The 26,591-nt window shown below is 66.7% G+C and carries 21 protein-coding genes and 1 pseudogene; 10 read left to right on the forward strand and 12 right to left on the reverse strand.

Features of this window, described 5'->3' with window-relative positions; genetic code table 11:
• The first annotated feature begins 81 nt into the window (after positions 1–81).
• Together ACLJQ7_RS15620 and ACLJQ7_RS15625 are read left to right on the forward strand one after the other, a co-directional pair.
• The gene (locus tag ACLJQ7_RS15620; protein ID WP_410648926.1) at positions 82–6,732 is read left to right on the forward strand and encodes a LamG-like jellyroll fold domain-containing protein; all 6,651 of its coding nucleotides are present in this window, start codon (positions 82–84) and stop codon (positions 6,730–6,732) included.
• A 145-nt stretch (positions 6,733–6,877) separates the two neighbouring features.
• A complete protein-coding gene (locus tag ACLJQ7_RS15625) occupies positions 6,878–7,084 on the forward strand; it encodes an amidohydrolase family protein (protein WP_410648927.1) in 207 nt (68 codons plus the stop codon).
• A 375-nt stretch (positions 7,085–7,459) separates the two neighbouring features.
• On the opposite strand, the gene ACLJQ7_RS15630 is transcribed toward ACLJQ7_RS15625, so the two are convergent.
• Positions 7,460–8,635 carry a DUF418 domain-containing protein gene (locus tag ACLJQ7_RS15630; protein WP_410648928.1) on the reverse strand — a complete coding sequence of 392 codons (1,176 nt, stop codon included), beginning with the start codon at positions 8,633–8,635 and terminating at the stop codon, positions 7,460–7,462.
• A 141-nt stretch (positions 8,636–8,776) separates the two neighbouring features.
• Between ACLJQ7_RS15630 and ACLJQ7_RS15635 the strand changes: the two genes are divergently transcribed.
• From ACLJQ7_RS15635 to ACLJQ7_RS15645, 3 genes are read left to right on the forward strand one after another with little or no spacing between them, the layout of a single operon-like run.
• Positions 8,777–9,451 (forward strand): response regulator, encoded by a 675-nt coding sequence (locus ACLJQ7_RS15635; protein WP_410648929.1) that lies wholly within the window; start codon positions 8,777–8,779, stop codon positions 9,449–9,451.
• Positions 9,448–10,863: an ATP-binding protein gene (locus ACLJQ7_RS15640; RefSeq protein ID WP_410648930.1), complete on the forward strand. Its 1,416-nt coding sequence runs from the start codon at positions 9,448–9,450 to the stop codon at positions 10,861–10,863. The genes ACLJQ7_RS15635 and ACLJQ7_RS15640 overlap by 4 nt, the downstream gene beginning before the upstream one ends.
• Positions 10,860–11,336 carry a hypothetical protein gene (locus tag ACLJQ7_RS15645; RefSeq protein WP_410648931.1) on the forward strand — a complete coding sequence of 159 codons (477 nt, stop codon included), beginning with the start codon at positions 10,860–10,862 and terminating at the stop codon, positions 11,334–11,336. Before ACLJQ7_RS15640 ends, ACLJQ7_RS15645 begins: the two co-directional genes overlap by 4 nt.
• Before the next feature lie 127 nt (positions 11,337–11,463).
• On the opposite strand, the gene ACLJQ7_RS15650 is transcribed toward ACLJQ7_RS15645, so the two are convergent.
• Positions 11,464–11,871: a hypothetical protein gene (locus ACLJQ7_RS15650; protein ID WP_410648932.1), complete on the reverse strand. Its 408-nt coding sequence runs from the start codon at positions 11,869–11,871 to the stop codon at positions 11,464–11,466.
• A gap of 424 nt (positions 11,872–12,295) precedes the next feature.
• Positions 12,296–13,270, reverse strand: coding sequence for a helix-turn-helix domain-containing protein (locus ACLJQ7_RS15655; RefSeq protein ID WP_410648933.1), 975 nt, complete (start codon positions 13,268–13,270; stop codon positions 12,296–12,298).
• Positions 13,271–13,577: 307 nt separating this feature from the next.
• Here ACLJQ7_RS15655 and ACLJQ7_RS15660 point away from each other — a divergent pair, with 307 nt between their 5' ends.
• On the forward strand, positions 13,578–13,907 hold the full coding sequence (locus tag ACLJQ7_RS15660) for a hypothetical protein (RefSeq protein WP_410648934.1): 330 nt from the start codon (positions 13,578–13,580) through the stop codon (positions 13,905–13,907).
• Between the two features lie 323 nt (positions 13,908–14,230).
• On the opposite strand, the gene ACLJQ7_RS15665 is transcribed toward ACLJQ7_RS15660, so the two are convergent.
• Positions 14,231–15,013 carry an MBL fold metallo-hydrolase gene (locus ACLJQ7_RS15665; protein ID WP_410648935.1) on the reverse strand — a complete coding sequence of 261 codons (783 nt, stop codon included), beginning with the start codon at positions 15,011–15,013 and terminating at the stop codon, positions 14,231–14,233.
• A 93-nt stretch (positions 15,014–15,106) separates the two neighbouring features.
• Here ACLJQ7_RS15665 and ACLJQ7_RS15670 point away from each other — a divergent pair, with 93 nt between their 5' ends.
• Positions 15,107–15,706 carry a TetR/AcrR family transcriptional regulator gene (locus tag ACLJQ7_RS15670; RefSeq protein WP_410648936.1) on the forward strand — a complete coding sequence of 200 codons (600 nt, stop codon included), beginning with the start codon at positions 15,107–15,109 and terminating at the stop codon, positions 15,704–15,706.
• Between the two features lie 71 nt (positions 15,707–15,777).
• Here the strand turns inward: ACLJQ7_RS15670 and ACLJQ7_RS15675 are convergent.
• From ACLJQ7_RS15675 to ACLJQ7_RS15685, 3 genes and pseudogenes are all read right to left on the reverse strand, one after another.
• A pseudogene (locus ACLJQ7_RS15675) lies at positions 15,778–15,873 on the reverse strand (tryptophan-rich sensory protein); the annotation flags it as partial.
• A gap of 79 nt (positions 15,874–15,952) precedes the next feature.
• The gene (locus ACLJQ7_RS15680; RefSeq protein WP_410649206.1) at positions 15,953–16,747 is read right to left on the reverse strand and encodes a TIGR01777 family oxidoreductase; all 795 of its coding nucleotides are present in this window, start codon (positions 16,745–16,747) and stop codon (positions 15,953–15,955) included.
• Between the two features lie 24 nt (positions 16,748–16,771).
• Positions 16,772–17,332 (reverse strand): hypothetical protein, encoded by a 561-nt coding sequence (locus ACLJQ7_RS15685; protein ID WP_410648937.1) that lies wholly within the window; start codon positions 17,330–17,332, stop codon positions 16,772–16,774.
• Positions 17,333–17,532: 200 nt separating this feature from the next.
• On the opposite strand from ACLJQ7_RS15685, the gene ACLJQ7_RS15690 reads away from it, so the two are divergent.
• Both ACLJQ7_RS15690 and ACLJQ7_RS15695 read left to right on the forward strand, forming a co-directional pair.
• Complete coding sequence (locus ACLJQ7_RS15690) at positions 17,533–17,916, forward strand: STAS domain-containing protein (RefSeq protein WP_410648938.1); 384 nt, start codon at positions 17,533–17,535, stop codon at positions 17,914–17,916.
• On the forward strand, positions 17,913–19,871 hold the full coding sequence (locus ACLJQ7_RS15695; RefSeq protein WP_410648939.1) for a SpoIIE family protein phosphatase: 1,959 nt from the start codon (positions 17,913–17,915) through the stop codon (positions 19,869–19,871). Before ACLJQ7_RS15690 ends, ACLJQ7_RS15695 begins: the two co-directional genes overlap by 4 nt.
• 347 nt (positions 19,872–20,218) lie before the next feature.
• Here the strand turns inward: ACLJQ7_RS15695 and ACLJQ7_RS15700 are convergent, their stop codons facing one another.
• Positions 20,219–21,517, reverse strand: coding sequence for an APC family permease (locus ACLJQ7_RS15700; RefSeq protein WP_410648940.1), 1,299 nt, complete (start codon positions 21,515–21,517; stop codon positions 20,219–20,221).
• Between the two features lie 106 nt (positions 21,518–21,623).
• Between ACLJQ7_RS15700 and ACLJQ7_RS15705 the strand changes: the two genes are divergently transcribed.
• The gene (locus ACLJQ7_RS15705) at positions 21,624–23,270 is read left to right on the forward strand and encodes a RecQ family ATP-dependent DNA helicase (RefSeq protein ID WP_410648941.1); all 1,647 of its coding nucleotides are present in this window, start codon (positions 21,624–21,626) and stop codon (positions 23,268–23,270) included.
• Between the two features lie 49 nt (positions 23,271–23,319).
• On the opposite strand, the gene ACLJQ7_RS15710 is transcribed toward ACLJQ7_RS15705, so the two are convergent.
• From ACLJQ7_RS15710 to ACLJQ7_RS15725, 4 genes are all read right to left on the reverse strand, one after another.
• Positions 23,320–23,649 (reverse strand): DUF3140 domain-containing protein, encoded by a 330-nt coding sequence (locus ACLJQ7_RS15710; protein ID WP_410648942.1) that lies wholly within the window; start codon positions 23,647–23,649, stop codon positions 23,320–23,322.
• Complete coding sequence (locus ACLJQ7_RS15715; protein WP_410649207.1) at positions 23,646–23,855, reverse strand: DUF2945 domain-containing protein; 210 nt, start codon at positions 23,853–23,855, stop codon at positions 23,646–23,648. Before ACLJQ7_RS15715 ends, ACLJQ7_RS15710 begins: the two co-directional genes overlap by 4 nt.
• Before the next feature lie 321 nt (positions 23,856–24,176).
• The gene (locus tag ACLJQ7_RS15720; protein WP_410649208.1) at positions 24,177–25,427 is read right to left on the reverse strand and encodes a protoporphyrinogen/coproporphyrinogen oxidase; all 1,251 of its coding nucleotides are present in this window, start codon (positions 25,425–25,427) and stop codon (positions 24,177–24,179) included.
• 103 nt (positions 25,428–25,530) lie between these two features.
• Positions 25,531–26,541 carry a DUF5914 domain-containing protein gene (locus ACLJQ7_RS15725; RefSeq protein WP_410648943.1) on the reverse strand — a complete coding sequence of 337 codons (1,011 nt, stop codon included), beginning with the start codon at positions 26,539–26,541 and terminating at the stop codon, positions 25,531–25,533.
• Positions 26,542–26,591 lie beyond the last annotated feature (50 nt).

Consider the following 26,591-nt stretch of genomic DNA (forward strand, 5'->3'; position numbering starts at 1 on the left):
GGGGTGTCCGCGTGGGTGGCCGTCAATAGCATCAAGAGTCGCCGACATTCCACAAAGGCGGATGCGAACCGAGGGATGGTTATGACGACATCGGAACAGACCTGGCCCTCGACCGACTGCAACGGTATTACGCTCGTCGATCCCATCGGTCTCACCTTGGCGGGAACAGTGGTGGTACTTGCCCGAAAAGCCGCCGCCGTGGTCGACACGCTGTACTACAACGTGCGTATCTCCGGGGCGGATCCCGGCGTTCCGCAGGAATGGGCGGGCTGGAACGAACTTCGTCTTGACGGGAATACCACCGCGTCGGCGGACGACCGCCCGCTGTTGCGGATCGCGGGCATGGACCTGATCACCGTCGACTCGGCCGTCGCCGCGCCCAAGCCCGCGAACGCGCCTTTTCGCGCCGTGACCGACGGCAGGTACATTTCGTGCTTTCGCCAGTCCGCCACCGGCAGCCTCTACATGGATCGCTTCGCGCTGGTGCGGACTCCGCCACAGCAGACCAGTGGCTCGCGTGACGGCGAAACCCTTGACGGCTGGCGGATGGAGCGGGTGTGGGAGGTGCGGTACCGGCGCAGTGAGCGCCGCGACGCGCCGGCCGGTCCCGGCGACGAACTCGGGTTCCGCAACATGATCGACGAGCCCTTCCACGAACCCACCATCGAGCTGCCGGTTCTGTCCGGTATCACCGGCGGCCGGTTCGACGTCCTCCTCGCGCCCACTTCGGATGCCGAAATCAGCCGCTGGCACATCGTCGCCGTCACCGGCGAAGTCCTCACCTTCGTCTCGTATCCGCAGGACGGCACAGGCGGCATGGCAGTCGATCCTGCGCTGGCACGCACCTTCACGATCACCCCGACGCTGTGGAACTCGGGCGAGAGCACCGCGCTGACGCCGACCGCCGGCGCCGGTGTCAGCCTGTACGCCGAGCAGGAAAGAACCGGCACGGAAGCGAGCCTGCGCCGGGCGGTCCGGCTGAGCGTCACCGTCCCGGTCACCGGGGCCGGGCTGCCGGGGGCACTGGCGGTCTACGACTTCGGCGTGCTGCCGGACGGAACCATCCCGGTGTTCCCGGCGGGAATCGGCTGTGTGTTGATCGACGGCACGCTGCACGACGGCCGGTTCACCGCGAGCACCGGCGACCATTCCGTCCCCGGCAAGGCGGTCCGCTCGGCCGATGCCGGCACGGTCAGCGCGGTTCTGCTGGGCACGCCGAGACCGGCCGCCACACCCACCGTCATCGACAGTGCCGACGGGCTCGTGCACTGCTACTTCCCCCAGCCGTCCGGCTCGACGGACACCGAAGCCTTCGCGGTCGCCCAGTTCGACCCCACGGTGACCAGGACCCAGATCACGTTGCCCTGGAAGGCGGACGACGACCTCACCGGCACGTTCACGCTGATCGCCCTGCGCAGTGGCAGCACGTTCGACAACGTGGTGGCGACCGTGGCGCCCTGTGTCCGTGGCGGTGTCACCGCACCGGACCTCTGCGACGTGACGATCGACTACGGCACCGGCGCGGGCCTGCCGCGTGAGAGCTGGGGCGGGGTTCCGCGAGACGTCCGGACCATGGTCTCGATCCTCAACGGAGCCTTCTCCGAAGATCCCGCCGACAAGGCGGTCCTGTCCGGCGCACGGCCGTTCTACGACTTCCTCGGTCACCAGCCCTCGGCACGGTTGCCCCTGGCCTCGGCGGGCAGGCTCGTACTCGTCTCCCACCGCCCCGACATGCCGCTCTCCCGGGTCGAAATCACCGCGGCGGCGAACGGAACGGTGGATCTGACCGTGCGCTACACCTCCGACACCGGTGCGACCGCGGTGCAGACCTGGCGAGCGGTGCCGGTCGGCACCGCCAACGCGACGCCGATTCTGAGCGGTGACGCGGACCCGGCGACCTACTCCTATCAACGGGCGGCGACCGACACACCCGTCTACGCGTTGAGCACCCATGGCGGCAGCATCCTGCTGTTCGGCAAGGCGGCCGAGGACCTGTCGCTGACGATCTCACCGGCGGACGGCGATCCGGCCCACTGCACGGTTTCCCTCACCATCGGGACGCACGCCGCCGTGGAACTCGAGAACGTTCCGCGTGAGCAGGCGGGTTTCGTCGCCCGGTTGCGTGCCTGGAGCGCGGCCGACGCGGTGTTCGCCGCCATCTCCGAGGACTCGAAACCCGGGCCGGTCGCCGACCAGTCCTTCACCACACCCCTGGATCTGCGCGGCGGCTCGGTGCTGTTCGATGTGCTCACCCCGGCCGACGTCGGCGATCTCGCGCCCGGGCAGGTCGACGCGGCGGACTGGCAAGGACGTTCGCTGACCCCCACGCCACCGGACGGCACCGTTGGCCGGGCGATGATCGCCATGGCCGCGCTCCCACCGGAAAGCCCGCTGTTCGGTCGGGAGCCGCGGGCGGCGGACTGTACGAGCACCCGGACGGTGACGGGTGACAACGGCAAGTGGCTGGCCGCGCACCAGGCGAAGGCGCTCGCGCTGAACGGCCATCAGGCGATGAGCGTCGCGCTCACCAACACCCAGCTGGCACCACGGCCGACCTGGACGATGGAAGCCTGGATTCGGCCGAAGGGCAGCGACCCGGCGACGGTGTTCACCTATGACAACGGTCCGGCGAAAGGGCTGGGCGAGCTCACCCCGTCCTACTACCTCGGTGTCGCAGGACTGCCCACGGTGCGCTTCGGTGCCTTCATCCAGAAGAACAACGCCAAGAGCTCCTACCTCGCGGTGCCTTCGAACCCGGCGTTCACCGCGGGCCCCACCGGTTTCACCTGGGAGGCGTGGATCAAACCGGACGCGAGACCGTGCCCCAAGACGAACCGGCTCGGCAGCATCCTGCAGGTCTGTGACACGAAGAGCAAAAGCAAGCCGCTGCTCAACCTCGGTCTCGACTTCGGGCGCCACCTGACACTGGGCTACCGGCCGCAGAGCCACGAGCCGAAGTCGGAGTACCTCACGGCGGCGACCGCCCTGCCTGCCGGCGTGTGGTCGCATGTCGCGGCGACCGGTTCCTGGCAGAACGGGACCTGGACGCTGAGTATCTACGTCGGCGCCGTGCTGGCCAAGACGGTGCGGAACGTCAAGCTTCAACCACCGTCGAAGTCGACCTCACCGACGCTGGCGATCGGCGCGGCGATCGGCCCGCACGTCAGCATGTTCGGCGCGCTGTCGGATGTGCGTCTCTGGTCGTTCGCGAGGACCCCCGCGGAACTGCGGTACACGAACACCGCCGCGCTGACCGGGAGTGAACCAGGACTGGAAGGAGCCTGGTCGTTGGCCGAGGCGCACACCGCGGCCAAATCGGTGTTCGCCAATCACGCGACCGCGACCGGATCCGCGCTCGACGCACAACTGAAGCTCACCAAGTCCCAGGCGGTCGGCTCGAGCGACGACGACCCGTTCATCGGCATCGTCGCGGGAGTCGGCGGGACGGCACCGGTTCGCGCCCGCGCGCGCCTGCGTCCCGGCGAGTGGAACCACGTGGCCGTCAGCTATCAGGCTGCCCGTGCCCTGAAATTGAACCTCGCGGGCGCCACCTCGGGTCCACCGGCCTACGGCGTCTGCCCCGAACCCGGCGACCTCACGTTCGACGGCCAGTTCAGCATCGACTGCTGGGTGCAGGTGGTCGGCACTACCGGCCTGTGGCAGACCATCCTTTCGCAGTGGGGAGAATCCGCGAAGGACCAATCGTTCCGGCTCGCACTGGACGCCGACGGCTATCCGTTCTGCACGGTCGGGCTCGTCGACCCGGCGAGTGGTGCCCGGACCCGGCTGACCGTACGGGGCAAGGCGACCGCCCCGGACGGCATGGCCACCCACATCGCGGTGACGCTGACTTCGGCCCAGGTCAAGGTGAGCGGCAAGCAAGCGTTGCGGTGCACCCTCACGATCTACGTCAACGGCTTCGCGAGCGGAACAGCGCAGGCGACCCTGACCGGCACGAAAACGGTGACCTCCGTCGATACCTCGGCACCGCTGACGCTCGGCATCGGCAGCCTGCCGTCGAAGGCCGGACGGGTGGCACTGGAAGCACAAGGGCGATTCGCGGGTGCCTTGAGCGGGCTGCGATTCTGGTCGATCGGTCTGCCGCTCGATCAGGTTCGGTCGGTGATGCGACGCGACCAGGCCGCCGACGCCGACGACGGCGTGGTTTCAGCGTGGTGGTTCACCGAAGGTTCCGGCAATGTCGCCGCGGATTCGGTGAACGACAACGACTTCCTGCTCACCGACACGGACTTGTGGGGCGTGCTCAACAGCGTCGGCCGGTATGAGTGTTACCACGACGGTCAGCCGATCGGGTCGGTGATACCCGCGCCCGCCGGCGAGGTCGTCGGCTATCGCGGGTACGACCAGTGCACCGTCGGTGCCTACGAACAGGAAGCGGGAAAATACCAGGGCAACCTCAACGGATCGTTGGCCGAGGTACGGATCTGGCGCTCCGCACGCACCCGCTCCCAGGTCACGTCGACCCTGTACCGAAAGCTGAAGGGCGATGAGACGGACCTGGCGGGCTACTGGTCCCTGGACAACACCAGCGCGGACTTGACCGGCCGGGGCGCGAACGGGCATCTCGTCGGCTCCCCCGGCTATGTCGCCTCCACCGCACCGGTCACGAATGAGGGACCTCAGCTCACCAACGTCTACCAAGGCCCGCGGACCCGGTTCCAGCGCCCGCTTTCCGGCAGAGCCGCCGTCGTCGAATACCCGGAGATGGAGAACCATGGGGACGGCACACCCTACGCGGTGATGCGGCGGGCCTACTTCTTCGTGGACAACGCCCTCACGTTGTCCACCGGCTATGGCATGGGCGAGACGGACCTGGTGTACCTGGGCCAGGTACAGACCCAGCCGAGGCTGATCGGTTACATCGAGGGTGCGCCGCCGGTGCCGAGCGAGAACCTGTCCCGTCCGCTCTACGACAGCCCGTTCGGCTACAACTCCTATCAGGACGCCTCCACGGTCACCTTGCGGTCCGGGGAAAGCACGTCGGTCAAGTTCACCTCGTCGGACTACAAGACCGCGCTGAAGATGGAGATCGACACGAAGGCCGGGGTCGCCGCGAAATGGGCGGACAGCGCGTCCGTGCTGGCGTGGACACATCTGCTCACGGCCGGTACCGGGAAGATCGGCGCCCGGCACAAGTCGAACCTGGAAATCGCCCGGCAGCGGGATGAAACGTACCTGTCGGCGTGGACCCGCACCACGACGGACACTTTGGGGCTGCGGGGAATGTGGGAGCAGGCGCGGACCGACCGGTCGGACTACCTCAACCCGGTGGTCGGCCGCCGCTACCAGCCGCTGAACGTCGGGTACGCGCTCGTCGAGTCGATGACGGCCGATCTGTACGCGATGCGGTTGCACGCCACCGGGGCGATGGTCGGCAAGGTGGTGCTGCCCGATTTGGGCATCCCGCCCGACCGCAACATCATCACCTTCCAGATCGACCCGCGTTACGTGAAGAACGGGACGCTGGACGGGAAGGTCGGTCTGGTCAACGACCCCGACTACCCACGGGCAGACGTCGCCAGAGGCAGTTACTTCAAGCCGGACGAGGCCTACCGGCTGGCCGCGAAGATAGCGAAGTCCGACACGGACATGCGAAGCAGGTACAACCAGTTCAAGGCGGAGAGTCTCGGTGAAAGAGGCAGCGCCGATCTGGACGGCATCAAGGACAAGCAGTACTACGACTTCGGCCGGGACGTCCCGGCGCGCGGGATCGCCAACCGGTACGTCTGGACCGCGTCCGGCGGCCTGCACACCGAAACCGAGCAGTTCTCCGCCACCCACGAACGTGTCTACACGGGATTCAGCGACTACACGCATCTGACCGGCCTCACCGGCGAGATCGCTTTCACCGCCCAGTACGGTCTGTACGGCGCTATCGACGCGTTGTTCGGCGGCCACGTCAAGGTCCAGGTCGGCAAGTCGGAGAGCGAATCGCTGGACTTCTCCCTGGCGGTGACCTGCACTGGTGATCCGATGCTGCAGGGATACCACGCGGGCACCGGCTACACCCCCGAATACTGCCCCGGCAAAGTCGACGCCTACCGGTTCATGTCGATCTATCTTCCGCCTTCGGTGGACAACGGCGACACGTTCCACAACCAGGTGATCGACCGGGAATGGCTGACTTCCAGCAGTGACCCGGACGCGGTGGCCCTGCGCAACGTCCAGCTGACCGGGCAGGGCGTGTGGCGGCTGCTGCACCGGGTCACCTACGTCAGCCGGGTACCACCGCTGTTCGACACCAATCCCGACCAGACGGTCGCCCCGGAGCCCGCACAGGTGATCGACCTCGCCGACAACCCGTTGCTGATCGAACTGGTCGAGGACGAAGTGACCACCGGGACTCCTTCCCCCGCCGACATCGGGACGGGGGTGGCGAATGTCCTGGCGCCGCTGGACGGCCGGACGGCGTCGAAGCTCGGGAATCTCGTGCCGTGGTGGGCGGCCTTCCTCGCCGCGACCCGGCGGCCGAAGCCGGATCCGGTGAAAGTGGCGCTGCTGAACCGGATCCTGACCGACACCGTGGCGTACTTCCAAGCCGGATACGCCTCCGGGCTGTTGCCCCGGCCGGAAAGCCGTCCCGGCGGGCACCTCGTCCCGGCACCGCGAACGTCGGAAACGGCGAGCACACCGGCTCCCGTGCGGGTTACGCAGACAACGCGTCGGTCGCGCACTGGGCAGGCGTCGAAATCGACACTGAATCGCCCTTAGAGCTTGAACCCGAGGCCTGGGTTTTCGTGGAGGAACTCTGTGCTCCCCGCCGGGCGCGCACCTCCAGCAGCAGTGCCGAACCTTCGACGAAGGAGCGCCAGTCCCCGAGCCGGGAGCCGGCCTGCATCACGAACTCGAACTCCTCGTGGACGACGGATTGAGCACCGCGGAAGCGCTGCGAGCAGCCGCGATCTCAGCAGCCCGCACGTTCGAGCCGGCCGACCGAGGGGCCATTGCGCCAGGCCTGCGCGCCGACCTGGTACTGATCGACGGCGACCCGCTCGCCGACATCCGTGCCACTCGCCACATCCGCCGCGTCTGGTGCGGCGGTGTCGAAAACACACACCTGTGACCCCACCACGAGCTTCCGCGCGGGCCCTCAGGTGCGGACCAGGACCTCACCTCCGAAGGACCTGCTACCACCGGGCCGGCTGTCACCATCAAGGAACCGCACGGTGACCGGCCGGTCGTCGCGACAGCTCCGAGCAGCGACCGACCGCTCGGTCACAAACTTCGGGTCGTGGAAGCCGGACGCTTTCGACCCCCTTGCCACCGTGGGGTACTTCGGATTCTGTCGAGGCGTAAGTCTCCGCGACCTCGCCGATGTGTTGCGAAAGCCACTTTCGCAACGTTGAAGGTTGCGAAAGTGGCTTTCACAACACGTCACCTCTGCCTCACCCGCTCCAGATGCCCAGGACTGCCGGAATGACGCCCGAGCGCGACCGGGTCACGGCAGTTTCGGACGGGGGACGACGGTCATGATCACCTTGTGCACCAGCCATTCCAGTGGGCCGCGCCGGATCCAGCGCCGCCAGAGTACCGATGCCGCGAGCGTCACCATCACTATCGCGCAGAAGTACACGAACGAGTAGGTCTTCGGCTGGCCGATCGCCGCCTTGTAGAGGAAATGCCCCGCGTACCACGTCATCGTCATACCACCGGCCGCCGCGAGCGGCCACAGGAGCCGTTGCCAGATCCGTCGGTCCGTCAGCATCAGGAAACCGCCGAGCAATCCCAGCGCCACACCGATCATGAAAACGATCCCGACGATACTGGTGGCGTACCCGGAATCGGGGCCCGGCATCGCGAACACCTCTTGCCAGACCAGATCACCCGGCGACCTCCGTTCGAGCAGCTTGTCGACGCCGAAGAGCTTCGACGCCACAAGGTAGAGGGCGACGGCGCCGAGCGCGACGCACGGCCCGGTGACCAGCATCCTGATCCGGACCGACCGGCTGTACAGATCGAGCCTGCCGATCGCCAGCCCCGCCAGCACGAGCGGAATTCCGTAGCTGAACTGGAAACCGCTTCCGACCGACACGAGCATGACGAAGTATTCGCCCCAGCTGCCCGGATGCGCCAGCAACGCGAGACCCTCCGGAGTATCGGCCCGCATCCAATCCATATGCGCCGAAAGCACCCACATCGCATAACCGGTGACAAGCGGTATGGAAACGGCGGAGAGGATGAACAGCGTCCTCGGCCGCAGGCGCGTGAATGGCAGCAGGAACACCAGCAGTACAGCGTAGACGGCGATGACGGACGGAGCGAATTCGTCGATGCAGAGGCTGATCAACCAGAGCGTCACCGCGCGGACGACCACTCTCAGTGCGGCCGTGTGCGCCTGCTTCCCTTGATAGGGGCGGGATCCTCCCGTCATCAGCGCCAGCGAGACCCCGGCGAGGAGGACGAACAGGCTCATCGCCCGCGAGGAGGTTTCGACGTTCACCCAGTTCAGCAGCGCCGGACCGGTGTCGTGAACCGGTCCCGCCCGGAACCATCCGTTCGTCCGAAAGTGCTCGACGAACACACCGAGGAGCGCCAGTGCGCGCACGACGTCGATACCGAGCAGGCGCCCCCTCGGCACCCGGTGCCCGTGGTCGGCCGTGTGCACTGTGGACACTATGGGATTTTCGGGAGTGGCTGGAATCATGGATTTCATGCTGCGGACCGGACATCCGGGGACAGTGGAAATCGTGTCGCAGTTCTGTCGCAGAACTTCGCCGGGGTCGCCGCGCGTCGACGGCGTATCCATAATGGACAGGTGGTGTCGATATTGCTGATCGAGGACGATCCGCTGGTCCGACGCGGTCTTCAGCTGGCGCTGACCAAGCACGGGCATGACGTGCGCGTCGCGGAGACCGGTGAGAAAGGGCTGGCGGAGTTCCGCGCGTCCTCGCCCGACCTGGTGGTGCTCGACGTGATGCTGCCCGGTATCGACGGGTTCGAGGTGTGCCGCCGGGTCCGGGCGGACGGCCAGGTGCCGGTCATCATGCTCACCGCCCGCGGCGATGATTTCGACGTCGTCACCGGGCTGGCGGTCGGCGCGGACGACTATGTCGTCAAGCCGGCGCGGCCGGCGGTGCTCGACGCGCGGATCCGGGCGGTGCTGCGGCGCGGCACTGGTGCCGACGACGACGTACGGGTGCACGACGACCTGCGTATCGACGCCGCCGCGCTGACCGTGACCGTGCGTGGGGACCCGCTGCGGTTGACCCCGACCGAACTGCGTCTGCTGCTGACCCTGTCGCGCACGCCCGGCCGGGTCTTCACCCGCACGCAACTGCTGGAGGAGGTCTGGGAACACGACTACCTGGGCGACTCGCGGCTGGTCGACAACTGTGTGCAGCGGCTGCGGGCGAAGATCGAGACGGATCCGGCCACCCCCGTCTACGTCCAGACGGTGCGTGGGTTCGGCTACCGGTTCGGGCCGTTGTGACCGCGTGGCGGCTGTGGCCACGCGGGCTGCGGGCGCGGCTGCTCCTCGCCTTCGTGCTGACCACGGTGCTGGTGGCCGCGGCGGCGGGCGCGGCGAGTGCCGGGTCGGCGAGCAGCTCACTGGTCGACGCCGCCCAGCAGCGGCTCACCAAGACCGTCACCGATCAGCTCGGCGCGCTCACGTCACAGCTGGACTATCCACCGGACCAGGACGCACTCGACCGGCTGCGGTCGGCTTTGGGTCCGGACACCCTGGTGACCTACGCGGCCCTGCGGTCCGAAAACGGGACCGCCTCTCGCCTGGCCACCGAAGCGTTGCACACCGAGGTCCGGTCGCGACAGCGGCTCGTCACCCAGCGGCTGAGCGTGGACGGCGTCCCGTGGCTGGTGATCGGCACCCCCATCGTGATCACCGCCCTGGACGGAACCCGCACCCCGTCGGGGATCGAGGTCTACTCCGCCCACGATCTCACCGGTGTGCGGCAGCAAACCGACGCCCTGACCCGGGCCGCGGCGATCGCCGCCGCGGCCACGCTCCCGCTGTCGATCCTGCTCGCCCTGCTGGCCGCGGGCGGTGTCCTGCGCCCGGTCCGGCAGCTTCGCGACACCGCGCGCAGGCTGGCCCGCGGTGACCTCGGGGCGCGCACCGAACCGAAGGGCGCCGACGAACTGGCCGAACTCACCATGACCGTCAACGACATGGCCGAGTCCGTGCAGACGTCGATGACCACGATGGAGCGGATGCGCAATGACGCCAAGAGGTTCGCCGCGGACGTTTCCCACGAATTGCGTACCCCGCTGAGCACCCTCACCGCGGTGGTGGAAGTGCTCGCGACCACCGCGGACGGGATGGAGCCCGACGCCAGGGAATCCGCGCAACTGGCCATCACCGAAACCCACCGGCTCGTGAACCTCGTCGAAGACCTGATGGGGATCTCCCAGTTCGACGCCGGAACGGCTCAGCTACGGCTGGAGGAATTCGACGTCGCCGACGCCGTGCGCCGCTGCCTACGTGCTCGCGCCTGGCTCGGTGAGGTCGAACTCGAAGCACCGGACGGAATCCGTCTGCTCGCCGACCGTCGCCGTTTCGACGTCATCGTCGCCAACCTCGTCGGCAATGCCCTGCGCCACGGCGCGCAACCCGTCCGCGTGCGCGTCTCCACGTCCGCCGCCAGGGTGTTCGTCGAGGTGACCGACCACGGCCCCGGGCTCTCCGAAGAGGTTTTGCCGCACGTATTCGATCGCTTCTACAAGGCCGACACCGGGCGCGCCCGTACCCCTGGCAACGGGCTCGGCTTGGCGATCGCCAAGGAGAACGCCCGCGCGCACGGTGGCGAACTCGACGCGGACGACATCCCGGGCGCCGGCGCCCGCTTCGTCCTCGAGCTGCCCAGGAATCCGGAGGCCAGGTGAAACTCCTTCGAGCATTGGCCGTCTGCTTGCTGCTCACGAGCTGCGGCGTGAGCCCGGACGGGCCGACACCCGGCGGTGACGCCCCGACCGGAGTCGCACCCGGCGTAACGCTGTACTTCGTCGACGCCCAGCAGCGATTGCAGCCTGACGAACGGAAGAGCGGCAGACTGGGTTCGATCGCCGACGCGCTCGCGCTGCTGTTCAGCGGAGTCGCTCCCAGCCGGGGCCTGCACACCGAGATCGCGCTGTCCGCGCTCCCCCGGGTCACGGTGACGACCGAACTCGAACTCATCCAGCTCACGCTGCCCCTGGCGCGCAGAGAGGTCTCGCCGTTGGGGATCGATCAGATCGTCTGCACCGCGCTCGGCGTCCACGTGCAGGGCGGCGGTGCGCGCACAGCGAAAGTGCGGCTCGGATTCACCATCGGGACCACCGAAGCGGACACGTCGCGGACGTGCCCCTTGATCAAGTAAGCCGATCAGCGCGTGGGCAGACGTCAAATCGACACTGAATAGCCCCCGGACACAGGCCATCAGGCCTGGGCTTGTGCTCCCCCGCTTGTCTGCCACCAGGTCCGGAGCGCGCTCGATGATCCGTGAGCTAGACGCTCATCGGCTCACGGCGAAATGCCAGCGTGGCGCACACGGTGGCGAGCAGCCAGATGACAGGTCCCGCGATTCCGCCGATGAGGTCGACATGACCGGGAACCACGAGAAAGATTAGGAACGCCACGTCGACCACACCGAGCACGACGACATTGAGCCAATACCCCGAACGGCTGTTGACGCGATTCATGGCCACCGCGACGAAGATGGCCTGCGCACCCAGCACGGTCACGCAGAGGAAGAAGAGAAGGCTCTCAGCTGCCAATTCGGTACCGGGCCCACCGTCGGCGAGACCACCGATCACCATCGAGACACCGAGCCCCATGTGCAGCAGGCCCCACAGCACATATAACGCGGCAGCACCAGCTGCCCACCGACGAACATCCGCCATCTCGACCCCCATGGTCACATCGAACGCACAGTCCCCTCGTCGGGGTCCGGCAATTGCCGAAACTACTACCCTCCGAACCGCGCCACATCGGGGCGATCACCGATCTCTCCCCTGAAGAGCGTCGGACCTGGGCACAGGGACACACTCTCATCTCAACATGAACGGACACTGTCCAGAACCCATGCCAGCCACCTAGAGCGCGGCTAACCAGCCCGGCACGTCGCCTCCGCACCTTCCAGCAGTCAGGTGCTGTGTTCCTTTGCGGCGGCTCTTGCTGCCGCAGATCTGGAGCACAACGTCGATCACAGCCGCACTCAACGACGTCGAACCACTCGAGCAGTGCTCAACTACTCACCCCGACTGTGCAGTGTGTTGCTATCAAGAGCAAACGCTCGGCTGATGGGGATCGCGGGCGCTGGCCGGTTGTGCCGCTGGTTTATCCGGGCGGAAGAATGTGCCGCCGACGGTGTTCGCGGGGAGTGATTCCGAGGTTGGCTCGGAACGCTCGGGTGAAGTCGGCCGACCGGGGAAATCCCCAGCGGGCCGCGATCGTGTGCACGGGTGTGTCGAGCAGGGCGGGGTCGGCCAGATCGTGGGCGGCCCGTTCCAGACGCTGTCGTCTGATCCAGGCCGCGACTGTCTCTTCCTGGTCCTTGAAGAGGTTGTGCAGGTGGCTGCGGGAGATGTGGTGAGCCGCGGCGATCGAGCCGGGTGTCAACCCGGGGTCGTGCAGGTTCTCTCGCACGAAGTTCCGGATCCGAAAGACGAGATTGCGGCGCCTGCTCTCGGCCGGCACGGACGAGCCACTGTCCAAAGTCCGGCAGCAGAGCGCGGTCACCAGGTCCACGACCGTTGTCTCCAGCTGTGACGCGTCCTCGGGGCGATACGAGGCGGCGTCCCGCACGATCTGGGTCAGCACTTCGGCCAGGAGAGCGCCGTACCCGGATTTTCCGTCCATCGGGTGGCCGACCAACTGCTCTATCCGGCGCCGTCGCACGGGGATCCGACCATAGGGCACCCCTATTGACGTTTCGGTGTGGGTTCCGCCTGCCACCGGGATGTCGTAGAGCAGAGCGGAATCCACGACCGACCAGTCGCCCGGGCGGAGGACGACCTCGTCCTTCCCGATCCCGATGCTCCGGGATTCCACGGAGAAGGACAGCCGAATCTCTTCCGTCTCAGCGCGTGCGACGATGGCCGGCGTACGCCGAAGGAGCATCGACGGCACCGTGCCGGTCATCGTCGACACGACCATGCCGCCCATACTCAGCACGCGCTGATCTGACCGCAGGTCAGGCCGGTGATCACCGCGGAGCTTGACGAGCACGTTCTCGCCGAGGCGGCCGAAGAAGGCGTCGACCCGGTCCGAAACAGGCAAGTCATCGGTCCGGAAGTCGGTCGTGGTGAGCATCTGTCCTCCCGCTTCGCGATGATCGGCTACGGCCAGTGTGTGGCCCTTGGACGCGAAAGGCAGCAGGCATTCGGTCGAAAGATCGGCGACTGAATGCTCAGTGACGGCGACGGAGTGCTAAGGACATCCATGCCGTAGTCCAGGAAAGTTGACGACGGATCGACGTCGGACTACTCCGCATCAAGGACTCGAAAGGAAACCTATGCCATTCAGCGCACGAATTCGCTCCCTCCTGCTCGCTGCAGGTATTGGCTGCGGTGTCGCACTGGTTCCCGTCAGTATCGCTCTCGCCGATGACGGTCGGCCCGTGACCCAGATCGCCAGCCCTGCGCCCAACCCCGAAGTCAAAGCTCGGGTGCTGAATACCGCCGAGGCCTCGTCTCCGAGACGGGCCTGCAACACGACAGTCGAGCAGCCCGGCGGCGCGAACACCACGATTTACGTGTACTACAACAACTGCGGCACGATTCGCCTGCGTCTCACTCCCTTCGGTCGAGCCGTCGCATTCGACGGCTCTTACACCTACGTCGGCTCCTGTGCCGCGGTTCCAGGTGGGACCACCGTCGGCTGGGCGGTAAGCCCGAGCCAGTTCCCGCCGGTCGCTACCCACAACTGGGGACTCACGAACTGCATGTGACGATCTGAATCTCCATCGGCGAGGCGGGCTCCACGCGTCAAACCCGCGCGGAGCCCGTCCGGACCATGGATCGCAGCGGTACTGCCCGAGCAGCACCGTGGAAAGGGATCGCGCCGATGTTCTCGTCTCGCCTGGCACCGAACGCCGGAGACGAGCGGGGTGACGCTCTGCTGCTCCGCATACATCCAGGACGAATCACCCTCACCGCGGGCATCGGCGGAGCCGCGCCGGTCGTCGGAGACATCCTGCACGGCACCGGCCTTCCCGCGCTTCGCCGGCTCACACGGCGGTTCGATGCCAGATCCACATGGCGGAGTTCGGCCTCATGTGGTCAGGTCCAACCATTCGCCGACGGGCAGCACGTATGCGCGCCGTCCGGCGTGCGCGCGGAACTCCTTCTCCGGGTCGGCGACCTCGACGTAGCCGGCGATCTTGTCCGGCTGCTCCACCTCGTAGTGCATCGGCACCGCGTACCGGGCGTCGAGGATCTCCGCGGCCGCGGCGGACTGCCTCGGGTCCATCGCTGCGGGCAGTGGGCTAGGCGGCTGCAGGTGCGGCGCGTCGACCACCGCGCCGTTGGCGGGCAGGAACACCGCGTCGAACGGGCTGAACCGGCGCGCGACGAGCCACCAGTAACCGTGGAACATCGTGTCCCCACCGTGGAAAACCCGCTGCCCGTCGGCCTCCACCACCCAGTTCACCTGCGGGTCGCCCAACCCGTCGACAGCAGGGATCGCCGTGACACGAAACGGCCCGATCTCGCGGCTGGACCAGGCATCCACGACCTCGGCGGCCAGCCGGTGCAGGACCAGTTCGCGTTCGGCCGGCAGTGTCGTCACGTTGTCGACGTCGTCGCCGTGGCCGGGTGCCGGTCGCAGCACAGGCGCCCCCGGCGTCAGCACGTCCGCGAGCGCGGCCGCGTCGGTGTGGTCTCGGTGCAGGTGCGTGACCAGCGCCGCGCTGACGTCACCGCTCGGCGTCGCCAGTCCCTCGCCGGGCTTCCACCCTGTGAACAGCGGTGACAGGTTCCGCACGTAGTCGATCACCAGACGCCGCCCGGCCGCCTCGATCTCCAGCCCGGCCCAGCCCAACCGTCGCACCCGCATCCCGCACTCCTTCGCCTCCGGTGGATGCCACGAAATTTAGCGTACGCACGTTCTCTAAATCAATAGCGAACGCCCGTACGCTATTCTTGTCGCATGTCACCACGACGCTCAGCGGCCGAGGCGCAGATCACCAGGGGCCGAATCCTCGACCGCGCCGCCGCGGTCGCCTCGGAGGAAGGGCTGGACGGCATCACCATCGGCCGGCTCGCCGACGAGCTGGAGATGAGCAAGTCCGGTGTGCACAAGCATTTCGGCACCAAGGAGACGCTGCAGATCTCCACGTTGGACAAGGCGTTCGTCGACTTCTGGCACCGCGTGGTCGAGCCCGCGCTGGCCGAGCCACCGGGTCTGCGTCGGCTGCGCGCGGTGTGCGCCAACTCCGTGGGCTACCTGGAGACGCCGCTGCTCCCCGGCGGTTGCCTGATGACCGCGGCGCTCAGCGAGTACGACGGCCGTCCCGGCCGGGTCCGCGACGCGGTGGCCGAGGTGTGGTCACGCTGGCGGCAACAACTGCGGGCGGAGCTGGCTGCGGCGGTGTGCAACGGCGAACTACCCGCCGAGTTCGACATCGACCAGGCGCTGTTCGAGATCATCGCCGCCGGGCTGGCACTGAACGCGGCCATGCAGCTGGAGCACGACCAGACTGCCGCGGGCCAAGCCCGCCGCGCTATCGAACGAGCCCTGGACCAGTAGGCCTCGACGATCACCCTGGCCCGCCAGAACATCCAACCGGACACCGCGATCATGAGGTAGAGGACCGTCCACACTGGACCGAAAAGCCACGCGAGAGGCGCCCACGATGGAAGTGCCCGTGCGCTGTACACGGATTTCGCTTGTGTCGAAGCGAGAACGCCGGTCACAGCGACTGCTGCGACCAGGACACGAAGCCCACGAAAGCCACCGAGGCCGGACTACCGCGTGGCTTGAGGTGCGCAGTCGTCAGCGTTGCTCTCCGATCTGGTCGGCGCTACGAAACGCGGGCATTCCGGCGGACGCCGCGCCGAGCAGGTGAGCCAGCGCGGCCTTGAGGTCAGGATGCCGGAAGGTGTGTCCCACCCGCAGAAGACGTTGCGGGACTACGCGTTGACTGGCGAAAGCGAGTTCACGAGCACCGCCGGTACCGAGCAGCAACCGGGGCCCGGCCCTGGGCACGCGCAACACGGTCGGGCGCATCAATACCCGGCCGAGTACGCGAGTGTATTCGTCGTTGCGGACCGGCTCCGGTGCGACCGCGTTGACGGGGCCGGCCAGGTCGCGATCGGTGATGGCGCGCAGATAGATGTCGGTCAGGTCATCCAGTCCGATCCAGGACATCCACTGCTCGCCGGAACCGAGCTTGCCGCCCAGTCCGGTGGCGAACAGCGGATACTGCAGGCGCAGCACGCCGCCACGGGGGCTCAGCGCCAATCCGGTCCGGATGTGGACGACGCGGATCCCGGCATCGGCGGCGGGCGCTGTGGCCGCTTCCCAGTCCGCGACGATCTCGGCGAGCGTACCGTTTCCTCGCGCGCTGTTCTCGATAAGTCTTTCTTCGCCCCGTATGGGCCCGTAGAAGCCGATCGCGGACGCCGACACGAACACCGACGGCCCGCCGGCGGTACGCGCGGCCAGTTCGGCGAGCGCGCGGGTGGGCTCGACACGACTCGACCGCACCCCACGGAGATGCTCTGCGGTGAAACGGCCTGCGATCGGTGTGCCCGCCAAATGCACCACGGCGTCGACACCGGCGAGCAGGTCATCGGCGGGGTGTTGCGGGTCTCAGGTGCGTTCGTCGGTGGCACGAGCCCGGTGCCTTACCAGCCGGATCACCCGATGCCCGGCGGTGGTCAGGAATGCGGTCAACGCCGTTCCCACAAGGCCACTGGCCCCTGTCACCGCCACGGTCAGCGGGTCGGCCCGGTAGCGGTGCTGCGCGGCCAGGTCCGCGGCAAGCTGACGATGCCGGTAGGCGAACATCGACCGAAGGAATCGCTCCGGGACCGGGGTCTCGACGACGTCGGTCACCGTCGTCCGGCTCTCCGGTCCTGCCGAGAAGTAGTGAGTGTGCCGCCAGCGAAAGATCTTGGACAAAGCCGGGTTGCCCAGCCGGTCGACGAACTGGTGCGGTGGGCTGAAGCCCGACGGATCATGCAGCGCGTTCCACACGATCCCGGCGGGGAAGATCAATTTCGCGTGTCCGTCGCGCAACGACGACGCCTCGGCGCCGATGCGCACCGGCTGCCACGGTGGCGTCAACCGTACGATCGCACCCGGTCGGCCATGCCAGCGGAACACCTCGTCCAGCGGGGCATCGACCTCACTCGAGAACTTCAGCCCCACGCGTCGCCTCCAACTTGCGTTTCACAATCGATGCAAGCGTAGCCTCGTCTCGAGCGCACCGCACCTTGACACCGGTCGCCAGTACGCCTGGGGAGAAGGCCAATCGCCACGCCCGCCCGCGATCGCTCGGTGCTCAGGCAGTTCCATGCCGGGGACTTGCTCGCGAGGCAGGTTCGCGTGTGGTCACTGATAATCGGCCCATGGAGGCTAATGACGGGAATACGGGCGACCGGCAGCCGACGGCCAACAGTTCCGACGGTGTCGTGACACTCGACGACCGGGGAGCATGTGTCGTACTCAGGGTTTCGGGAGCCCTCGATCTGGCTCTCGCGCCGCAACTACGCCAGCTCGCCGAGCGCGCCGTACGGCTGGGACCGGAGAAATTGATCATCGATCTGACCGAGGTCAGTTTCCTCGCCTCAGCGGGAATGGCCGAACTCGTCCGAGCACACCGTCACAGCTCGAAGTCGGACCTGCGGGTGGTCGCCGTCGGGCGGATTACGCTCCGCCCGCTGCAGATCACGCGACTCACCGACGAACTGGCCATTTTTCCCACTCTCTCCGCCGCACTGGACGAACAGTGACGAACCACGCCGAGATGGAAAAGCTTGTCGACGCGGTGCGTCACGCGTTCGTCAACCAGCGTGGCGAGCAGGCCGAGGTCGCACTCGTCGAACTGAACGCCACACAGCACTGGCACGTGGCCGGCGACCATGCCGAACTCGCCGTGATCTTGCCGGACGCCGCGCTGCTGGCCGAACTGGTGCCCGACGCGACCGTCTCGGCGGCGATGTGTGTTGTCGGCGCGGACAGCGGGGTGTTGCTGTACACCACCGAACCGGTCGGCGACAGCCAGGCCGTCACCACGGAGGCCGGCCGGGCAGCGGCCGGACACGTCACCGGGGGCATCCGCGAGTTACGAGCCGAAGCATCCGTAGTGGACGCCTTGCACGCCGTCGGCCGGGAATTGACCGCACAGCTCGACCTCGACAAACTGGTGCAGAACGCCACCGATGCCGCGACCGCCGCGACGGGCGCCGATTTCGGTGCGTTTTTCTACAATCTCGTCGACCAATTCGGGGAATCCTACACGCTGTACACGATTTCGGGTGTGCCAAGAGCCGCTTTCTCGAGCTTTCCAATGCCTCGGAACACCGCGGTCTTCGCCCCGACCTTCGACGGAATCGGCACGGTACGCAGCGCTGACATCACCCAGGACGCCAGGTTCGGGAAGAACGCTCCTTACCATGGTATGCCAGAGGGACATCTGCCCGTGTGCAGCTATCTCGCCGTACCGGTCACCAGTCCCACCACTGGCGAAGTACTCGGTGGTTTCTTTTTCGGCCACCCCGAATCCGATCGCTTCTCCGCCCGCCACGAATATCTCGCCGAAGGTATCGCCGGCTACACCGGTATCGCGCTGGACAACGCCCGGCTCTACGAACGAGAGCGCAATCTGGCAGCCGAACTGTCCCGCAGCATGCTCCCCACCGTGCCGGACGTTCCCGGACTGCGGCTGCTCACCCGCTACCTACCGGCCGCGACCGGCAGCAAGATCGGCGGTGACTGGTTCGATGTGATACCCCTTCAGTCGGGCTCGACCGCGTTCGTCATCGGGGACGTCGTCGGCCACGGCATCACCGCCGCGACCGTGATGGGGCAGATGCGCACCGCGATCCGGTCCTACGCCGTACTCGAGCTTCCACCCGCGAACGTACTGCGGCATGTTTCTCAACTGACGACAGGGCTTTTCGATACCGCCTTCGTCACCTGCTTCTACGCCGTGCACAATTCCCACGACGACACTTTGACGTTCGCAAACGCCGGTCATCTCGCGGCCGTTCTCATCCGCCCCGACGGCACGATGGAGCAAATCGGGGAAGCGATGGCCCAGCCACTGGGCATCGGAACCACCTACCACGAACGCACCACCAGTTTCCCGCCGGGGAGTGACCTCGTCCTGTACACCGACGGACTGGTGGAAAGCCGCACACGCGACCTCACTCTCGGCATCCAATGGCTGCTCGAAGGCCTCGCCGAACTTCGCAAGGCAGCGGACTCGGAGGCGGCGTGGGACCAGTTGATCGACACCCTGACCGAAAGCCGTCACGACGACGACATAGCGATCCTGCACGCCCACAACACAGCAATCCCCATCGAGCTCACCGAAAAGGTCGAGGCCACGACCGATCACATCGCCGTGTTTCGCGACCGCATCTCGAACTGGGCAGCCGGCCTCGGCCTTGACGACGACCGCCGAGACGACCTCACCCTGGCGGTCTACGAGGCCATGGCCAACGCCGTCGAACACGCCTACCGCGACCGGCCCGTACCCGGCCCGCTGGATATTCGGGGCTCATGCCACGACGGCCGCATCACCGTGACCGTCACCGATCAAGGGCAATGGAGAACACCGGATCCGCACGACACCATCCGAGGCCGCGGACTCAAACTGATCAACAGCCTGACAGACCACGAAGTCGACTTGAGGCACAGCAACGGAACTACTATCACCATGGTCTGGAACGCCCCCAGATAGCGGTCAGGGCATCGGTCGTGTATATCGCAATAGCTGGGCCCTTCGGCATCCTGACCGACAGCGCGAGCCTCCCCCGCCTCGACCTGGTGCCGACCTCGATCTCACCGTCGTCGCTTCGCTCACCGGTGACGGTCCCGGGATCCCAGTCGACCGCGTGAGTGAATCCGCGATGTGCGGCGCGGGTGAGGCCGCGCTCGACACCGCACCATGGGTCCTCCAGGCCAGATGAGATGACGAGGCGGAGGTTTCCGAACCATCAGGCCGGGTCGACCCTCCGTACCGCCTCCACGGTCAACGGGGAACCCGGGTCGAGTACAAGTCCCACGTGCGGCACTGTGGGTGACACATCACCGTCGGGCGGGCGAACGGCGAGTCACCAGTGCGTGAGCTGAGGCGCACAGGAACGCGATCCCGACGAGTACGGCACCACGCAGCCAAACGGCGGCCTCGATCTGCGTGGACAGGAGGACACAGGACACGATGCCGAGCACAGGGATCACCGACGGCGCGCGGAAGTGCGGCGACGTGAGCTTGTCCCGTCGCAGCACGAGCACCGCCGTGTTGACCGCCGTGAAAACGATCAGCAGCAACAACACGAGCGTCGAAGCGAGAACGGCGATTCCGCCGGTCAACGCCAGCCCAAGGGAGAGACCGCTGGTCACCACGATGGCGACCCATGGAGTGCGCCGACGGGCCAAGACTTTCGTCAATACCTGCGGCAGCAGCCGATCCCGTGCCATTCCGTAGGCCAGCCTGGAGGACATGATGCTGGTGAGCAGCGCGCCATTGGCGACAGCCACCAACGCGATGACACCGAAAATCCAGGGCGGCACTCCACCCGCCACTCGCACGACTTCCAGCAACGGCCCACTCGACGCGGCCAGTTGTGACGCGGGCACGACCGCCCCCGCGACCACGCCTACCAACAGATACAAGAGACCGGCGGTGGCCATCGCGCCGAACAACGCCCGCGGATACGACTTGGCGGGGTCTTTCGTTTCCTCCGCGATGTTCACCGACGTCTCGAAGCCGACGAACGAGTAGTACGCGAGCACGACCCCCGCGAGGACTCCGGCGACCGGGCCGCGCTCCGCGGTGCCGAGTTCGACCAGCCGTTCGGGTGCCGAATCCCCACGCCCGATGACCCAGAAGCCCAATCCGATCACGAGTACCAGACCGCCGGTCTCGATGAGCGTGGCCAGCATGTTGGCGCGCAGGGAATCCCGGATGCCGCGGGCGTTGAGCGCGGCGAGCACGATGAGGAAGACGGTGATCACCAGAGCGGGCGGCAGGTCGACGAACTCCCGCAGGTAGTCGCCACCGAACCCGCGGGCGAGCGCGGCCACCGAAACCACACCGGCGGCCAGCATGCAGAAACCGACCACGAAACCGGCGAACGGGCCGAACGCGCGCTGAGCGTAGTGCGCGGCTCCCCCGGCACGGGGATACTTCGTCGCCAGTTCGGCATACGACGTCGCGGTGAGCAAGGCCAGCACGAGCGCGACCGTCAGCGGCACCCACACTCCACTTCCCGACACGCCGGCGATCTGCCCGATGAGCACGTAAATTCCGGCCCCGAGCACGTCACCCACGATGAACAGATAGAGCAGCGGGGTCGTCACCGCTCGAGCCAACGGTTCGTTCATCGGCTCAGTCTCCGGCAGAACTCGCCATCACGCCGAGCACAGCAGGCGATCAGCGCCAGGGCGGGCATCACGGTTTCCCGGCGAGCAACCGGGGTATCACCGCCGGGTGACGGGAAGACGCGAGGAGTTGCAGCGGACGGCTGCGGAGATCTTCGGCTGGGCCAAGCTGTCGGACAAGCAGTTCGAGGCGATGGAGCACCTCATGGCCGGCCGGGACGTGCTGGCGGTGTTGCCGACCGGCGCCGGAAAATCGGCGATCTATCAGGTGCCGACGGTCGCGCTGAGCGGCACGACGCTCGTGGTGTCTCCTCTGATCGCGTTGCAGAACGATCAGATGGAGGGCCTTGAGGACACTCAGGCTCCCGCTGCGGTCGCGGTGAACTCCGCCCAGAGCGAAAGCGAGCGGAAAAACGCTTGGAACTCCATCGAGAGCGGCGAGGCGAGGTATCTGTTCCTCTCTCCTGAGCAGCTGGCCAAGGACGACGTGCTCGCCGCCTTGAACGAGCTGGACCTTTCCCTGATCGTTGTCGACGAGGCGCACTGCGTGTCGGCGTGGGGCCACGATTTCCGGCCCGACTACCTCCGGCTGGCCCCGGTGATCGAACGGCTCGGGCATCCGCGGGTGCTCGCTCTCACCGCCACCGCGGCGCGGCCGGTACGTGACGAAATCGCGGAACGGCTCGGCCTGCGCGATCACCGTGAGGTCATCGCGAGCTTCGACCGCCCCAATCTGCACTTGACGGTGGAACAATTCACCGACGACGCCGACAAACGCCACACTTTGGTCGCGCTCGTGGGATCTCTGTCCGCGAAACCGGCCACGAAGACCGGCCTGGTGTACGTCACCAGCCGTAAGGATGCCGAGTATTTCTCCGGCGAACTGACGAAAGCAGGGCTCCGTGCGGCGGCCTACCACGCCGGCATGGCGAAACGCCGGCGAGAGCAAGTCCACGAAACGTTTCTCGACGACGGCTTGGATGTCGTCGTCGCCACCTCCGCGTTCGGCATGGGCATCGACAAACCCGATGTCCGCTTCATCCTGCACGCGTCGGTCCCCGAATCGCTCGACACCTACTACCAGCAGATCGGCCGCGCCGGACGTGACGGCGAACCGGCCGAGATCATCCTGCTGTACCGGCCTCAGGACCTCAGTCTGCAGAAATTCCTTACCGCGGCCAAAGCTCACGAAGAGGTCCTTCGTGAGGTCGCGACCACCCTCGACGAACACAGCTCGCCGCTTCGGCAAGACGAACTGAAGGAAGCGTTGGACGCTCCGGCAGGCCAGCGAGTCAAGGCCGTGAATCTCCTGGAAGAGGCCGGAGCCATCACGACCACCGCCGACGGCCGTCTCGAATACCTCGACCCTGACCTCACTCCGGACCAAGCGGCCCGGCAGGGCCTGGAGGTCGCTGAACGCCATCAGCGCTTGGTCCGGTCGCGTATCGACATGATCCGCGGTTACGCGGAGAACATGGGATGTCGTCGGCAATACCTTCTCGGTTACTTCGGTGAAAAATCGGAGCTCTGCGGGAATTGCGACACCTGCGACTTCGGCATCGCCGAAGAGCAGGAACCTGGAACCAGGTGTTTCACCGTGAACCAGGAAGTGCACCATGCCGAGTGGGGCCAGGGCGTGGTCATGTCGGTGGAACGCGACCGGCTGACAGTTCTGTTCGGCGACATCGGCTATAAAACCATGGAATTGACGGCCGTTGACGAGCACGATCTGCTCGCCACCGACGAGTCCGGCTGACCGAGCGAGCCCGCGAGCTGAGCCAGGACGACGCCGCAAACCACTGCCTTTATTCCTTGCACGGGTCATGGCCCCAGTTCATCAGTGAGTGTCGCCAGCGCGTTTCCCGAACATCGCCCGATGGACGCTGCGCGAGATGCCGGTGAACATACCCGATCACTTTTCGCATATGCCGCTCGTCTCCGGCGGTTCTTTCGGCCCGCGTGGTGCGTAACAGATCAACGATCCGGCGCCCCGATTCGTGACCCACGGACTCCTTGCCATCGGAATGCTGGCCAGCGTTCTTCGATTCGTCCGTTTTCAGCCAGTTTTCCAGTTCTTTCGCGGTCATGTTGACCGCCTCGCCGAACTCGGCGTGGATATCGCGTTCGGCGGTCACATCTTCTCCAGCGCCTCAGGCTTGTGCACTGCCTCGCCACCACTTTTCGAGCTGCGCACCAGATACTGCGGTTCGTCACGAGACGCGCGAACGGTCCGGCCCGCCGCTTCGGTATCGGAGGTGATCTCCCGCACCACTTCGCCTTCGGCTTCCCCACCATGGCTTTGCCAACGCACCTTGTCGCCCTTGCGGAATCGCTTGGTCATGCTTCTCCTTGCCTCAAGATGTCTTGCCTTTATGCCGCCGACCAGCACCTTTTCCTTCATCCGCCACGCTTAAGGCTTTCGCTCGGCGCCGGCCACCGTGACGTGCCCGTCCCGGGAAACCGCTTCGGCATACCCCCGCACACCCGGGCCTAATCACGTTTCGTCGGAAACTCACCTGAGGCGGTGAGGTGGCGTGCCCCTCCCGCCGTGAGCGCACATGAGGCCGGCGATGTGTAGACCGGTTCCGCCGCTTGAGGGCCATCGTCGCGATGGAGCCGGTCACGCCGCCGCCCGGCCGCAACCAGCTCGAATTCCTGGGATTCAGCCCCGACGGTCAGCGACCACGGCCCGCGCGGCACGGGCGCCGGATGCCATCGCACCTTGCAGGGAACTTGTGTCCCGATGATCACCGCAGACGTAGACCTCCGCACCGAAGCGAATCTCGCGACGAATGTGGTGCGGCGGCGGCATCGCCGGGAGTGCGCGGGGAATCTGATAGCGGCCGACCAACGGCCAGCGTGCCGTATCGGCACGGTACATCCGGGCCAGCGTCCGCCGCACCTCTTGTTCGTCGAGCGGTGTCAGGGCCGAAGCACTGATCAGGGCGGACCCTGCCGGTGCATAGGTGGAGCAAACCTCGCTGAGCACCGCCGTGTTCAGAATCGGTCCTCCTCGCGCGTCGACCACGATAACCGGCTCGCGCAGTGGCGCCTCGGATGGCGCGAAGTACCAAGTCGTGACGCTGTTCCACCGCGGTTCGGGCACTCCGCCGACGAGCTGCGCCGCGACGCTCCCGTCGGTGGCCACGACGACCGCTCTCGCGTTCCAGACATCTCCGCCGGCGGTGGACACGCGACCGGCCTCGACGGCTTCGACCGGCGTGCCGGTTCGCACGGCGTCCGACGGCAGCATGCGGGCGAGCCGGCGGGGCAGCTCCCCCATTCCCAGCGCGGGCAACGATGGTGCCGACCGCAGAAAACTACGCCAGACGAGCCGAAAGAACCGCGATGACGTGTGCAAATCCGCCTCGAGAAACACCCCGGCGAGGAAAGGACGCAGCACCGTATCCACCGCACGGTCCGACAATCCCGTGCGACGTAGTTCGTCGGCGGTGGAGCGATCTTCACTTTGGACGATGGCTTGAGCCGCGCCACCCGCGACACGGACGGTCAACGCACCGAGTGCGGTGAGATCTTTCGCTGACAGGTAGCGCCGGGCCGCCACGTCACGCAGTGCCTTCGGCGTGTCGAGGGGGTTCCCGAGCAGGCTGAGTCTGCCATCGTCGGCGACCCTGACCGCCCGCCAGAACTTACCCAGCTGAAGAGCGTCGATGTCCACGAGACGCTGTATCGCGGGGTACGCAGGATTGAGGATCTGGAATCCCCGATCGAGGCGGAATCCGTCGACGACGTCGGTGCGCACCCTGCCCCCGACCTCGTCTCCCGCTTCCAGCACCGTGCAAGAGATCCCGGCACGATGGAGATGCAGCCCCGCGGAAAGCCCGGCGAGTCCGGCACCGACGAGCACGACGTCGGTTTCGTGCACAGCCACAGCGACTTTCCCTCCGGTCATATTCGATGCATAACCGTTGCACATGGGGGACTCTTTGTCCATGCGGATGCGAGCGGGCCCGAAATCGTGGTGAGCACCACGGATCCCGCACCAGGGCGGAGGGTCAGGCGTGACCCGCCCGCAAGGCATAGCGACGCTCGGCGTAAGCGAGGTCGTCCCGCCAGAGACGCGCCGCCCCGCGTCGCATGATCGGACGCAGTACCGGCGCGATCCTGGCCGCCTTGCTGAAACCAGGCCGATCGGACGTCGCGATCGTCGCCTCGATCACAGCGGTACGCGGGCGGCCGTCAGGCCCCTCCCCGAGTGGGGTGGCGTGCGTTTCGACCACGCTTCCGGCGCCCTCGCCGTCGACGATGGTCATCAGGACCGTTCGTGGCTCCGGGCAGGTGAACTCGGCTATCACCGGCACGCCCAGCTTCCCGGCGATCCGGAAGGTCACTTCGACGACGAACTTGTCGTCGGTGTCGGCGACGTCGTTGCCACCCGGAGCGGCCAGGACCCGCAGCCGCGTGAACGAGTACGGATGGAACCAGGCGCCGTGCCAAGGATCGAGACGATTGGCGATGATGTCGACGGGTTCACAGGTCCCGGTCAGCGTCGTTACCGCATCGACCGTCAAGCCGTGAGGACGAGTGGGCACGACCGGCTGTTCCGTCGGCTTCTCACCCCCGACGTCATCGAGCCGGACCCAGACCAGCACACCGTCGTCGCAGGACGGCAAGGGCGACCAGCCCGGTCGCCGCGGTCCCACCCGAAGCCCATGCCAGCGGCAGACCAATTCTCCACAGTGGACACGAGCCTGATCGAGAGGAGCGCCGAGATGAGGACACGCACCGGGTCCGATGGTCAGTTCTCCGTCCGCGCCACGCCAAGCGACCAGTTCCCTGCCTCCGGCCCGCACACCACACGGCTGATCCTCGCGGATCTCACGACTGGCAGCGACGACGAACCAATTGCCCGCCGGCCGGGCGTCGGCGCGCTTGACCGCGGCGTCGATCAGAGCGGGGCTGCACTCGCGGTACGTCGGGTCCTGCCGAGCCCAGGCCGGTTCACGGAACGGCTGGACCGGCCAATTCGCCGGCCAACGCTCGACCACCTGCCGCCTGAAGCCCACCAGGAATCCTCCCGCCCCGCGAGACCGGCCGGAATGGCCCGTGCCACGTC

Origin of the sequence: Amycolatopsis sp. cmx-4-54 (assembly GCF_046548895.1) — a bacterium.
Lineage (GTDB): Bacteria > Actinomycetota > Actinomycetes > Mycobacteriales > Pseudonocardiaceae > Amycolatopsis.